Below are 12429 nucleotides of genomic sequence, written 5' to 3'. Positions count from 1 at the left end.
GGCGCGCCTGCGTCGGTTTGCGACGGAGGCCGCCTTGACCACTCCCTGCCAGTTGCGCGCCCTGCTCGCGCCCGAGCGTCTGACCGCCGTGGTGGATGTGGGCGCGAACCCCATCGACGGCGAGCCTCCCTACAAGGTCATGCTGGAAGGCGGGCTCTGCTGCGTGGTCGGCTTCGAACCGCAGCCGGACGCCCTTGCCCGGCTCAACGCAGCCAAGGGTCCGCTGGAGACCTACCTGCCCTATGCCATCGGTGCCGGCGGGTGGCAGGTCCTCCATGTCTGCCAGTCCCAGGGCATGACCAGCCTCTTCGAACCGGACCCGGTTGCCCTCGCCGCGTTTCCTGGCTTGGCCGAATGGGGCCTGGTGATCAGCCGGGTGGCGTTGGAGACGCGTCCCCTGGCCGCGGTGGCGGAAATTGCCAACCTCGATTTCCTGAAGATGGATCTCCAGGGCGGCGAACTCGCCGTCATCGAAACCGCCGGGGGGCTGCTCGACCAGGCGGTGTGCGTGCAGGCTGAAGTCTCACTGATCCCGCTCTACAAAAACCAGCCCGCCTTCGGCGCGATCGACCTTGCCCTGAGGGCGCGCGGCTTCGTCCCGCACATGCTGGCGGCGATGAGCCGGCGCATGATCCTGCCGCTACGGCGGCCGGACCGCTTCGCGGCCATCAATCAGATCGTCGAGGCCGACGCCGTTTATGTGCGCAACTTCATGGTGCCTGACGCCATGAACGCGGAGCAGCTGAAGCAGCTCGCGCTGATCGCCCATCACGTCTACCGCTCATACGACCTGGCGCTGAACTGCGTGGACCGACTGGCCGCCCGCGGCGCGGTCCCGGCCGATGCGATGACGCGCTATCTTGCGATGATTCCGGCGGCCTGAGGCAAGCGCACCGCTGCTCTCGTCATGCTGACGGTCGGTCTGCCACGCCGCCTGCCGGCTGGAGAACCCCTGTGACTCCACTGAGGCGCCGGGAACTGGCGGCGCCACGATGGCCTCCATCCCGGCCCGTCGGATGGAGGGGAGCCGGCCTGATCGGTCGCCGCCTGGAGGGTGGCAACCCTTATGGCAAGGCTCGCAAATCCTGCCGGGCAAAAGGCCCAGAGCAGGGAAGCAGCCCCACAGCTCCGCCGCGGGAAGCCGGCGCCTGCGGGGGAACCCGCCCGGTTTAGCACCATCACAGGGTGTTTCGATGAAAGTTCAATCGTTTTAAATTCCTCTTGATCCCGGCTTCGCCTTTCACCATGATCGCGCCGGCGTCACGATGAGGACGTGTGGTTCCGTTAGGGACCCAAGAAACAGAACGAAGATCACGCGCGACCTTGAAGGCGGAAGATATCCGTCCGGCGCGCTGGCGAACACGAGGGAGAGGACGCTTCATGGCGACCGTGGACATTCGCGGTGTGAAGAAGGCCTATGGCGCGACGGCGGTCATCCATGGGGTGGATGTCAGCATTCGCGACGGCGAATTCGTGGTGCTCGTGGGGCCTTCCGGCTGCGGAAAATCCACCCTCCTGCGGATGATCGCGGGGCTCGAGAACATTACCGGCGGCCAGATCCTCATCGGCAACCGCGTGATCAACGAAATGCCGCCGAAGGAACGGGACATCGCAATGGTGTTCCAGAACTACGCGCTCTACCCGCACATGACGGTGGGGGCCAACATGGGCTTCTCCCTGAAGCTGCGCAAAGCGCCCCAGGCCGAGATCGAGTCGCGGGTCCAGCGCGCGGCCGAAATCCTCAATCTCACCAAGCTGCTCGACCGCTACCCCCGGCAGCTCTCCGGCGGCCAGCGCCAGCGCGTCGCCATGGGCCGCGCCATCGTGCGCGACCCGCAGGTGTTCCTGTTCGACGAGCCGCTCTCCAACCTCGATGCCCAGCTGCGCGTGCAGATGCGCACCGAGATCAAGGAGCTGCACCAGCGGCTGAAGACCACCACCGTCTACGTCACCCACGACCAGATCGAGGCCATGACCATGGCCGACAAGATCGTGGTGATGCATGACGGCATCGTGGAGCAGATCGGCGCCCCGCTCGACCTCTACGACAAGCCTGCCAACCAGTTCGTGGCCGGCTTCATCGGCTCGCCGTCCATGAACTTCGTGAAGGGCAAGGTGCGCCTCGGCGCCGACCCGCGGCTGGTGACGGACAGCGGCGTCGAGATGCCCCTGCCGGCCGCGCCGGGCCTCACCGACGGTCGGGCGGTGGTCTACGGCCTGCGGCCCGAGCATATCCGGCTCGATCCCCAGGGCGTGCCGGCCACGGTGGTGGTGACCGAGCCCACCGGCTCGGAAATCCTCGTCGTCGCGCGCCTCGGCTCCGCCGGCCAGAAGGGACAGGAGATCACCTGCCTGTTCCGCGAACGCCTGTCGTTTGCCCCCGGCGAGGTGATCCACATCGCGCCGCAACCGGGCCTCACACATCTTTTTGACGAGGCGACGGGCAACCGCCTCTGACACACTCCAGACGGCAGGACAGACGACCCGGCGACGCCAAATCCACAACGCCAGGGCCGCACCAGAACAGCCGCACGCCAAACAAACGGATCTTCACGGGAGGAAGACAGATGACCCTTTCCAGACGCGACGTGCTTATGGGCGGCGCCGGTCTCGCTGCCGGCAGCATGGCCCTGCCCTTTCTGGGCGGCACGCAGGCCCTCGGCCAGTCCATGCCCAAGTTCGAGCCGGAACCCGGCGCCTCCCTGCGCCTGCTGCGCTGGGCACCCTTCGTGAAGGGCGAGGAGGATGCCTGGATCGCCAATACCAAGAAGTTCACCGAGGCCACCGGCATCGAGGTGCGCATCGACAAGGAGAGCTGGGAGGACATCCGTCCGAAGGCCGCCGTGGCTGCGAACGTGGGCTCCGGCCCCGACATGGTCTGGGTGTGGTTCGACGACGCCCAGCAATATCCCGACAAGCTGCTCGACGTGACCGATCTCGCCCAGGGCCTTGCCGCGAAGTACGGCGGCTATTATCCGGGCAACGAGGTCTATGCCCAGGTCAACAAGCGCTTCGTCGCCCTGCCGCTGGCCACCATCGGCAATGCGGTGGTCTATCGCGACAGCTGGGTGAAGCAGGCCGGCTTCAGCGAATTCCCGAAGGACACCAAGGGCCTGCTGGAGCTGGGCAAGGCGCTGAAGGCCATCAACCACCCCATGGGCTTCACGCTCGGCCACGGCGTCGGCGACGGCAACAATTACTGCCACTGGATCCTGTGGAGCCACGGCGGCAAGATGGTGGACGAAACTGGCAAGGTGGTTCTCAACTCGCCGGAGACCGTCGCCGGCCTGCGTTATGCCGCCGAGTTGTACAAGACCTTCATCCCCGGCACCGAGAGCTGGCTCGACGTCAACAACAACCGCGCCTTCATCGCCGGCGACCTGTCGGTGACGGCGAATGGCGTGTCGGTTTATTACGCGGCGGCCAACGATCCCAAGCTCGCCGACATGGCGGCGGACATGCGGTCCACCAACTTCCCCATCGGTCCGGTGGGCAAATCGGTGGAACTGCACCAGACCACCCAAGCCTGCATCTTCAAGTACACCAAGTATCCGAAGGCAGCGCAGGCCTACCTGTCCTTCATGTTTGACGCGCCGCAGTACAACGCCTGGCTGACCGGCGCGAGCGCCTATTGCTGCCAGACGCTGAAGGCCTTCGCCAACAACCCGGTGTGGACCTCCAAGCCCATCCATGCCGCCTATTCCAGGGCCTCCGATACCCTGCAGCCGAACGGTTATGCCGGTCCGCTCGGGCCGAAGTCGGCCGCGGCCATGGCCGACTGGATCGTGGTGGACATGGTGGCGGAAGCCTCCACTGGTCAGCGCACCCCGGAAGAAGCCGCCAAGCGCGCCCAGGCGCGCGCGGAACGCATCTACCGTTGATGTGAGGGCGCCGCTCCGGCGCCTCCTGTACCTCAGGGTGCCCGTGTACCCTCAGGGCGCCCCAGTCTCATCCGCCGCTTTTCCCTCCCCCGCACGCGGGGGAGGGCAGTGTTCGATAGCGGTGTCGCCGGCCGAGGCCGGCCGCAGCCCCTCCCCCATGGGGAGAACAGCACGTCAGATTTTCCGGAGATCCTTTCATGGCCAACGTCACAGCGACCGAGCCGTCCCCTTCACGGTCCTTCTGGGCCGGCATCGGCCAGGGCCGGCATGTGATCGGCATCGTCTTCATGCTGCCGGCCGCCGTGTTCCTGCTGTTCTTCCTCACCTACCCGCTGGGGCTCGGCGTCTGGCTCGGCTTCACCGACACCAGGATCGGCCGCGCGGGCGAGTTCATCGGCCTGGAGAACTACCAGTCACTCATGGGCGACAGCCTGTTCTGGCTGGTGGTGTTCAACACCATTCTCTACACGGTGGCGGCCTCGATCCTGAAGTTCGGGCTCGGCCTGTGGCTGGCGCTGCTGTTGAACGAGAACATGCCGTTCAAGGCCTTCTTCCGTGCCGTGGTGCTGCTGCCTTGGGTGGTGCCCACCGTGCTTTCGGCCATCGCCTTCTGGTGGATCTTCGACAGCCAGTATTCGATCATTTCGTGGGCGCTCATCAAGATGGAGCTGATTTCCGCACCCATCAACTTCCTCGGCGACGTGGCCAACGCCCGCGCCTCGGTGATCGCCGCCAATGTGTGGCGCGGCATTCCCTTCGTCGCCATCTCGCTTCTGGCAGGCCTGCAGACCATCTCGCCCTCGCTGCATGAGGCGGCGACGCTGGATGGCGCCACCAATTGGCAGCGCTTCCGCTACATCACCTTGCCCATGCTCTCGCCCATCATCGCGGTGGTGATGACCTTCTCGGTGCTGTTCACCTTCACCGACTTCCAGCTCATCTATGTGCTCACCCGCGGCGGGCCGCTGAACTCCACCCACCTGATGGCGACGCTCTCCTTCCAGCGCGCCATTCCCGGCGGCTCGCTGGGCGAGGGCGCGGCCATCGCTGTGGCCATGATCCCATTCCTGCTGGGTGCCATCCTGTTCAGCTATTTCGGCCTGCAGCGCCGCAAGTGGCAGCAGGGCGGAGCCGACTGATGGCGACGCCACGCCCGGCCGGCATCGGCCCATTCCGCTCTTTCCTTTCCCCGACCCTCTCCCGCATGCCGGAGAGGGAAAGCGCCGCGCCCGCGTCGAGGACCCGCCCATGACCCAATCTTCCGAACAGATGACCGACAATTCCACGGGCATGAGCTATCTCGACAGCCTGCCCCGGCGGCTCATCACGGTCATCCTGCCGCTGCTGGTGTTCGTCTTCGTGCTGCTGTTCCCGTTCTACTGGATGGCGATCACCGCCATCAAGCCGAACTACCAGCTCACCGACTACAACAATTATTCGCCGCTCTGGGTGGTGGAGCCGACGCTGGAGCACATCAAGTACCTGCTGTTCGAGACCTCCTATCCGCACTGGCTGTGGAACACCATCTACATCTCGGTGGCCGCCACCATCATCTCGCTGGTTACCTCGGTGTTTGCCGCCTACGCCATCGAGCGGCTGCGCTTCAACGGCTCACGCTGGGTGGGCCTCGGCATCTTCCTCGCCTATCTGGTGCCGCCGTCCATCCTGTTCATCCCGCTCGCCATCATGATCTTCGGGCTTGGCATCTACGACACCAAGCTCGCCCTCATCCTTACCTATCCGACCTTCCTGGTGCCGTTCTCCACCTGGCTGCTGATGGGCTATTTCCGCTCCATCCCGTTCGAGCTGGAGGAATGCGCGCTGGTGGACGGCGCCTCGCGCTGGCAGATCCTCATCAAGGTGCTGCTGCCGCTGTCGGTGCCGGGCCTGATCTCGGCGGGCATCTTCTCCTTCACCCTGTCGTGGAACGAGTTCATCTACGCGCTCACCTTCATCCAGTCGTCGGAGAACAAGACCGTGCCGGTGGGTGTGCTCACCGAGCTGGTGCGCTCGGACGTCTATGAATGGGGCTCGCTGATGGCCGGCGCGCTGCTGGGCTCGCTGCCGGTGGTGATCCTCTACTCCTTCTTCGTGGACTACTACGTGTCATCCATGACCGGAGCGGTGAAGGAATAGGCCTCGCCGCGCAGGCGGGACCTCCCCCGGTCGGCAAAGCTTCCCCTGCGAAGCTTTGCCCGCTTGCCCTTCGGCCGCGACCGTGGCACCCCTTTGCGCCTTCGCTGCAGCGCGGCAGGGGTGGCCCGCAGGGCCGATATGGAGGGGATGGGACGATGCTGGAACGTGCGATCGAGTCGGTGCTGTTCCGCAGCCGCTGGATCATGGCGCCGTTCTATCTCGGCCTCGTCGTCTCGCTGCTGGTGCTGCTGTTCAAGTTCGGCAGCGAGCTGCTGCACTTCGTGCTGCATGCCACCGGCGCCACCGAGAGCGACACCATCCTCGGTATCCTCGCCCTGGTGGACCTGACGCTGACCGGCAACCTGGTGCTGATCGTCATCTTCTCCGGCTACGAGAATTTCGTCTCCAAGATCGATCCCGAAGGCCATCCCGATTGGCCGGAATGGATGACGCGGGTGGACTTCACCGGCCTGAAGCAGAAGCTGCTGGCCTCCATCGTCGCCATTTCCGCGATCCAGCTGCTCAAGGCCTTCATGAACATCGACAAGGGCTTGAACGAGAACACGCTGATGTGGCTCGTGATCATCCATGTGGTGTTCGTCGGCTCCAGCCTCATTCTCGCCTGGTCCGACAAGCTCTCCAACAACAAGCATTAACATCGGGGTCCAAAGCCGGGCCTATCGCCCCGGCAGCACCAGCAGGGTCGGCGCCTTCGGCAGGGTCTCGCGTGACAGCATCACGCTGGCCTCGGCGGAGCGCTCCACCTGCCATTCCCGGCCGAGGCGCGACAGGAACCGCTCCAGCCCCCACGCGCTGAAATAGTGCATGGGGATGACGAGTGGCGCGTTGATGGCCTTCAGCGTCTCCACCATGCCCTCGATGTCGAGGGTGTAGGAGCCGTCGACCGGCGCCAGCACCACGTCGATGCGCCCCAGGGCCTCCAGGTGGGCGGGCGTCAGAAGGTGGTGCAAGTGGCCGAGGTGGGCGATGCACAGGCCCGCCACCTCGAACACGAACATGGAATTGCCGTCATATTCGGTGCCCGGGCCCCGCCGGATGTTGGTGGGCACATTGCGGATCCACACGTCGTCGAGGGTCAGCTCATGGTGCTCCGGCCCGCCGACCGGGTTCCAGCCTCGCAGCACATACTCGATCCCGGCCTCGGGCACCTCGGTGTAATGGGTGTCGTGGGCGTGGTTCATGGTGACCACGCGCGGCACCAGGGGCGGCCGGATATAGTCGTTATAGTCGGTGACGATGGTCACACCCGCGGGGCTCTCGATGAGAAAGCTCGCGTGGCCGAGGAAGGCCAGCCGGACCAATCCCTCCGCCGCTGCGAACCGCAGCCCGCCTCCGTCGAGCGCCGCGAGGCGGACGGGAGCACGATCGGCCACCATGCGGGGGCATTTCTCCGGCTGAGCGGCGGCAAGGCCCGGCATCAGGAGCAGTGCGGCGACGATGGCAAGCGCCGCACGCCACAAATTGTGCATCGCAACATGAGCCACGCCAAACAACCGGGGACAAGGCAAGGCGTTCATGGAGCCTCTCTCGGGTCGGAGCGCGCCGACGGAGAGCGCGGACAGGCCCAGCGGCGAGGAACAAGCGAGAATGCGTTGATTTTCGCCAGTTGCAGCGCCCGCGCAATGGCGACCGGCGTAACGGGGGCGTGAGCGCCCACCGGGAAGCCGCGCGTGGGCCGACGCTTCCACCGCACCGCACTATAGGCGAACGTCCCGATCCACCCAGCACGAACCGAACAGGCCGATGCCTTCAGTGATGAAGGTAAAAGGCGATTCCCCGTTTCCCCCTGCCCCCACCGCTTCCGCGGAAATGGATCATTCTCTACGATTTGCTCGGGACAAAACTAAATCATTCGGCTTTAGGAACTTTCACAATGTCTTTCAACCTCGTCATCATTCAGCCTTGGGTCGCCCTGGCGGCGGGCGTTCTTATCCTTGCCTTTCCACGGCTTCTCAACGTTCTGGTGGCGATCTACCTCATCATCATCGGTCTCACGGGGCTCGTCGGCCACTGAGACGCCCCCCGCGGGCCGGCAGGGGCTGCGGCGATGGCCCCTGTTGCTGCTTTGTGCGCTGCACGCTAAGCATCTGCCCATTCCGCACATCCCAGCTACAGGGATCAGCTACATGACAAAATGGGTCTACACCTTCGGCGACGGGAAGGCCGAGGGCAAAGCCGACATGAAGAACCTGCTCGGCGGCAAGGGCGCGAACCTCGCCGAGATGTCCAATCTCGGCTTGCCAGTCCCTCCCGGGTTCACCATCCCTACCGAGGTGTGTACCTATTATTACGCACACGGCCAGACCTACCCGGCCGAGCTGAAGGGCGACGTGGAAGCCGCCCTGGCCCAGGTCGGCCAGCTCACCGGAAAATCCTTCGGCGATGCCGCAAACCCGCTTCTGGTCTCGGTGCGCTCCGGCGCCCGCGCCTCCATGCCGGGCATGATGGACACGGTGCTGAACCTCGGCCTCAACGACGAGACCGTGGAAGCGGTGGCTAGGCTCGCCGGCGACCGGCGCTTTGCCTATGACAGCTACCGCCGCTTCATCACCATGTACTCGGACGTGGTGCTGGGCGTGAGCCACCACCATTTCGAGGAGATCCTGGAGCACTACAAGCTCCACGCGGGTCACACCCTCGACACCGACCTGTCCGCCGACGACTGGGCGTCCCTGGTGGTCAAGTACAAGGAGAAGGTCGCCGCCGAGCTCGGCAGGCCCTTCCCGCAGGATCCCCACGAGCAGCTGTGGGGCGCCATCGGCGCCGTGTTCAGCTCGTGGATGAACGCCCGCGCCATCACCTACCGCCGCCTGCACTCCATTCCGGAGAGCTGGGGCACAGCGGTGAACGTGCAGTCCATGGTGTTCGGCAACATGGGCGAGACCTCGGCCACCGGCGTCGCCTTCACCCGCAACCCGTCCACCGGCGAGAACGCGCTTTACGGCGAGTTCCTGGTGAACGCCCAGGGCGAGGACGTGGTGGCGGGTATCCGCACTCCGCAGGACCTGACCGAGAAGGCCCGCAAGGCTGCCGGCTCGGACAAGCCCTCCATGGAGCTGGCCCTTCCCGAGGCCTTCAAGGAGTTCGAGCGCATCTCCCACGTGCTCGAAAACCACTACCGTGACATGCAGGACCTCGAGTTCACGGTGGAGAAGGGCAAGCTCTGGATGCTCCAGACCCGCTCCGGCAAGCGCACCGCCAAGGCGGCCCTGCGCATCGCGGTGGAGCTGGCCGCCGAGGGCCTCATCACCGAGGAGGAGGCAATCGGCCGTGTCGATCCCGCCGCCCTCGACCAGCTGCTGCACCCGGCCATCGACCCCAAGGCCGAGCGCAAGGTGATCGCCACCGGCCTGCCGGCCTCCCCCGGCGCGGCGGCGGGCGCCATCGTGTTCACCGCCGACGAGGCGGAAGCGGCCAAGGAAAAGGGCCTCAAGGTCATCCTGGTGCGCGTGGAAACCTCGCCTGAGGACATCCACGGCATGCATGCGGCCCAGGGCATCCTCACCGCCCGTGGCGGCATGACCTCCCACGCTGCCGTGGTGGCCCGCGGCATGGGCAAGCCCTGCGTCTCCGGCGCCGGCTCCCTGCGCATCGACGCCGCCGCCCAGACCCTGACCGTGAACGGCCAGGTCTTCAAGAAGGGCGACCACATCACCATCGACGGCGGCACCGGGCAGGTGCTGTCCGGCGAGGTCGCCATGCTCCAGCCGGAGCTGTCGGGCGAGTTCGCCACGCTGATGGGCTGGGCCGACAAGGTGCGCAAGCTGAAGGTGCGCGCCAATGCCGAGACCCCGGCGGATGCCCGCATGGCTCGCTCGTTCGGCGCCGAGGGCATCGGCCTGTCCCGCACCGAGCACATGTTCTTCGATGCCGGCCGCATCCTGGCGGTGCGCGAGATGATCCTCGCGGACGACGAGGCCGGCCGCCGCGCGGCGCTCGCCAAGCTGCTGCCCATGCAGCGCGACGACTTCGTCGAGCTGTTCGAGATCATGAAGGGCCTGCCGGTCACCATCCGCCTGCTCGACCCGCCGCTCCACGAGTTCCTGCCGCACACCGCGGAGGAAACCGAGGAGGTGGCCAAGAGCCTCGGCGTGGACGTGGAGCGCATCGAGCGGCGCAACAAGGAACTGCACGAGGTCAACCCGATGCTCGGGTTCCGCGGCTGCCGCATCGCCATCGCCTTCCCCGAGATCGCGGAAATGCAGGCCCGCGCCATCTTCGAGGCGGCCATCATCGCCGCAAAGAAGACCGGCGAGGCGGTGGTGCCCGAGATCATGGTGCCGCTCATCGCCACCAAGGCGGAGTTCGACATCGTGAACGCCGTGATCCGCAAGACCGCCGAGGCGGTGGAGAAGGAAAGCGGCGAGAAGCTCACCTTCCAGGTGGGCACCATGATCGAGCTGCCCCGCGCCGCCCTGCGCGCGGAGGAGATCGCCAAGGGCGCCGAATTCTTCTCCTTCGGCACCAACGACCTCACCCAGACCACCTTCGGCGTCTCGCGCGACGACGCGGGCACCTTCCTCGGCCCCTACGTGCAAAAGGGCATTATCGAGGTGGACCCGTTCGTCTCCATCGACGTGGACGGCGTGGGCGAGCTGGTGAAGATCGGCGTGGAGCGCGGCCGCAAGTCGCGTCCCGACATCAAGCTCGGCATCTGCGGCGAGCACGGCGGTGATCCGGCCTCCGTGGCCTTCTGCCACGAGGTGGGGCTGAACTACGTATCCTGCTCGCCCTTCCGCGTGCCGATCGCCCGCCTCGCGGCGGCGCAGGCGGCGCTGAAGAAGTAGGACCGGGTCCGGGCGGGTACGCCCGCTCCTTCCCACCCGAATGAACGAGGCCGCCCGGACACCATGTCCGGGCGGCCTCTTCGTTTTCACCGCGCCACTGCTCGCGGGCGGAACCAGTTGCGCCTTTTCCCGTTCTGACGAGCGTCACCGTCACGGTGGAAACAACGCTCGAGGCACATCATGGAACAAGCACAGATCGGCTGGATCGCCGCCATCATCATCGGCGGCTTCGCCGGCTGGATCGCGTCCAGCTTCATGAAGAGCGACACCGGGCTCTTCACGAACATCATTCTCGGCATCATCGGCGCCGCCATCGCCAGCTTCCTGTTCGGGCTTCTGGGCGTGAGCTTCGGCGGCTGGCTGGGCTATCTCGTCGCCGGCGTGGTCGGCGCATGCATCCTCATCGGTGGCGCGCGGGCGGTCCGGACATAGCCGGACAGCAGCGCGGGCGGGCGACGCGCGCCCGCGCTGCTCACTGCACGAAGGTGTTGCGCAGCGTGCCGATGCCGGCGATCTCGATGGCGATGTCGTTGGACGGCTCCTTCATGACGCCCACCCCGATGGAGGTGCCGCAGGCGATGAGGTCGCCGGGGTTCAGCGTCATGTCCTGCGACAGCAGCGAAACGAGGCGCGCCGGCGGGAAGATCATGTCGGCCAGCGGATAATTCTGCCGCTCCGCCCCGTTCAGGATGGTCCGCACATGGGCCGCCGCCGGATCGAAATCGGTGACGATCCACGGGCCGAATGGGCCGTAGCCGTCGATGCCCTTGGCGCGCGCCCACTGGGGGAAGGTGGGGTCTCGGTTGAGGATGTCGGCGGCGGTGATGTCGTTCACCACCGTGTAGCCGAAGATGTGGGCGGCGGCCTCTTCTTCGGACACGCTGGCGCAGGTCTTGCCGATGACGATGCCCAGTTCGCCTTCATAGACCGTCTTACCGGAATAGGCCGCCGGACGGCGCACCGTGGCGCCGGGGGCGGCCACCGAGGTTACGGCCTTCAGCAAATAGAGCGGCTCGGCCGGTTCGGCCACGTTCAGCTTGGCGGCCAACTGATGGAAATTATTCCAAAGTGCGATGATCTTGGTCGGCGCGCAGGGCGCTTCCAGCGTCACCTCGGCGAGCGGAATGCGCGCGCCCGTGGGACGGGCGCCGGAGAACAGGCAGCCCTCGTGGACGAGGATGGTCTCGCCCTCGAGGGTACCGAAGCCGGCGGTGCCGTTGGCGGTGAAGCGCAGCCAGGTGGTCATGGGTGTTTCCTCTTAAATCTATTGGGCGCGCGAAGCACAGCGCAACCGGGGGCGGTCGAATCTGGCACGCTCGAATCTGGAAGGCTCGTCGTGGCCGGCCTTGTGCCGGCCATCCACGCGGATCGACCGGGATGACCTCGCCGAACGTCACAAGCTGCCCGGCGTGGATGCCCGGGACGAGCCCGAGCATGGCGGTGGACGCGATCGGGGACACGAGAGAACAGGCGTATTCGATCGCTCAGCCCGAGAGCCTCAGCCCTTGAGCACCTCGACGAGGGTCTTGCCGAGGCGGGCCGGGGACGGCGACACGCGGATGCCCGCCGCCTCCATGGCCGCGATCTTGTCCTCGGCGCCGCCC

Annotated in this window: 11 protein-coding genes and 1 pseudogene; 9 read left to right on the top strand and 3 right to left on the bottom strand. The window is 66.0% G+C overall.

What is annotated here, in order from left to right; all coding sequences use genetic code 11:
* The first annotated feature begins 52 nt into the window (after window positions 1–52).
* The 6 genes from FBQ73_RS04485 (at window position 53) to FBQ73_RS04460 (ending at window position 6673) form a co-directional block, all read left to right on the top strand.
* Window positions 53–883 carry an FkbM family methyltransferase gene (locus FBQ73_RS04485; RefSeq protein ID WP_210236664.1) on the top strand — a complete coding sequence of 277 codons (831 nt, stop codon included), beginning with the start codon at window positions 53–55 and terminating at the stop codon, window positions 881–883.
* A 497-nt stretch (window positions 884–1380) separates the two neighbouring features.
* Complete coding sequence (locus FBQ73_RS04480) at window positions 1381–2457, top strand: ABC transporter ATP-binding protein (RefSeq protein WP_138398319.1); 1077 nt, start codon at window positions 1381–1383, stop codon at window positions 2455–2457.
* A gap of 110 nt (window positions 2458–2567) precedes the next feature.
* On the top strand, window positions 2568–3881 hold the full coding sequence (locus tag FBQ73_RS04475; RefSeq protein WP_138398318.1) for an ABC transporter substrate-binding protein: 1314 nt from the start codon (window positions 2568–2570) through the stop codon (window positions 3879–3881).
* 287 nt (window positions 3882–4168) lie between these two features.
* The gene (locus tag FBQ73_RS04470) at window positions 4169–5020 is read left to right on the top strand and encodes a carbohydrate ABC transporter permease (RefSeq protein WP_246089565.1); all 852 of its coding nucleotides are present in this window, start codon (window positions 4169–4171) and stop codon (window positions 5018–5020) included.
* A gap of 109 nt (window positions 5021–5129) precedes the next feature.
* Window positions 5130–6017: a carbohydrate ABC transporter permease gene (locus FBQ73_RS04465; protein WP_138398316.1), complete on the top strand. Its 888-nt coding sequence runs from the start codon at window positions 5130–5132 to the stop codon at window positions 6015–6017.
* Between the two features lie 155 nt (window positions 6018–6172).
* Window positions 6173–6673: a TIGR00645 family protein gene (locus FBQ73_RS04460; RefSeq protein ID WP_210236663.1), complete on the top strand. Its 501-nt coding sequence runs from the start codon at window positions 6173–6175 to the stop codon at window positions 6671–6673.
* Window positions 6674–6694: 21 nt separating this feature from the next.
* Here the strand turns inward: FBQ73_RS04460 and FBQ73_RS04455 are convergent, their stop codons facing one another.
* Window positions 6695–7522, bottom strand: a complete 828-nt coding sequence (locus tag FBQ73_RS04455) for an MBL fold metallo-hydrolase (protein ID WP_246089563.1) — start codon at window positions 7520–7522, stop codon at window positions 6695–6697.
* A 389-nt stretch (window positions 7523–7911) separates the two neighbouring features.
* On the opposite strand from FBQ73_RS04455, the gene FBQ73_RS04450 reads away from it, so the two are divergent.
* The 3 genes from FBQ73_RS04450 to FBQ73_RS04440 all read left to right on the top strand — a co-directional run bounded on the left by FBQ73_RS04450 (window position 7912) and on the right by FBQ73_RS04440 (window position 11257).
* Window positions 7912–8052: a DUF3096 domain-containing protein gene (locus tag FBQ73_RS04450; RefSeq protein WP_138398314.1), complete on the top strand. Its 141-nt coding sequence runs from the start codon at window positions 7912–7914 to the stop codon at window positions 8050–8052.
* Between the two features lie 112 nt (window positions 8053–8164).
* On the top strand, window positions 8165–10825 hold the full coding sequence (ppdK, locus tag FBQ73_RS04445; protein WP_138398313.1) for a pyruvate, phosphate dikinase: 2661 nt from the start codon (window positions 8165–8167) through the stop codon (window positions 10823–10825).
* Window positions 10826–11005: 180 nt separating this feature from the next.
* Window positions 11006–11257, top strand: a complete 252-nt coding sequence (locus FBQ73_RS04440) for a GlsB/YeaQ/YmgE family stress response membrane protein (RefSeq protein ID WP_138398312.1) — start codon at window positions 11006–11008, stop codon at window positions 11255–11257.
* Between the two features lie 40 nt (window positions 11258–11297).
* On the opposite strand, the gene FBQ73_RS04435 is transcribed toward FBQ73_RS04440, so the two are convergent.
* Window positions 11298–12071 (bottom strand): fumarylacetoacetate hydrolase family protein, encoded by a 774-nt coding sequence (locus FBQ73_RS04435; protein ID WP_138398311.1) that lies wholly within the window; start codon window positions 12069–12071, stop codon window positions 11298–11300.
* Between the two features lie 252 nt (window positions 12072–12323).
* Window positions 12324–12429, bottom strand: a pseudogene (locus FBQ73_RS04430) (succinate--CoA ligase subunit alpha); the annotation flags it as partial.

Source organism: Xanthobacter autotrophicus (genome assembly GCF_005871085.1).
GTDB classification, from domain to species: domain Bacteria; phylum Pseudomonadota; class Alphaproteobacteria; order Rhizobiales; family Xanthobacteraceae; genus Xanthobacter; species Xanthobacter autotrophicus.
The sequence above is the reverse complement of the archived record's forward strand: the minus strand, read 5'-3'. Positions and strand labels throughout refer to the sequence as shown.

Coding starts and splice junctions, on each gene's coding strand:
- FBQ73_RS04435 (WP_138398311.1), bottom strand. CDS start 12,071: ATGACCACCTGGCTGCGCTTCACCGCCAACGGCACCGCCGGCTTCGGT.
- ppdK (WP_138398313.1), top strand. CDS start 8,165: ATGACAAAATGGGTCTACACCTTCGGCGACGGGAAGGCCGAGGGCAAA.
- FBQ73_RS04465 (WP_138398316.1), top strand. CDS start 5,130: ATGACCCAATCTTCCGAACAGATGACCGACAATTCCACGGGCATGAGC.
- FBQ73_RS04440 (WP_138398312.1), top strand. CDS start 11,006: ATGGAACAAGCACAGATCGGCTGGATCGCCGCCATCATCATCGGCGGC.
- FBQ73_RS04480 (WP_138398319.1), top strand. CDS start 1,381: ATGGCGACCGTGGACATTCGCGGTGTGAAGAAGGCCTATGGCGCGACG.
- FBQ73_RS04450 (WP_138398314.1), top strand. CDS start 7,912: ATGTCTTTCAACCTCGTCATCATTCAGCCTTGGGTCGCCCTGGCGGCG.
- FBQ73_RS04475 (WP_138398318.1), top strand. CDS start 2,568: ATGACCCTTTCCAGACGCGACGTGCTTATGGGCGGCGCCGGTCTCGCT.
- FBQ73_RS04460 (WP_210236663.1), top strand. CDS start 6,173: ATGCTGGAACGTGCGATCGAGTCGGTGCTGTTCCGCAGCCGCTGGATC.
- FBQ73_RS04470 (WP_246089565.1), top strand. CDS start 4,169: ATGCTGCCGGCCGCCGTGTTCCTGCTGTTCTTCCTCACCTACCCGCTG.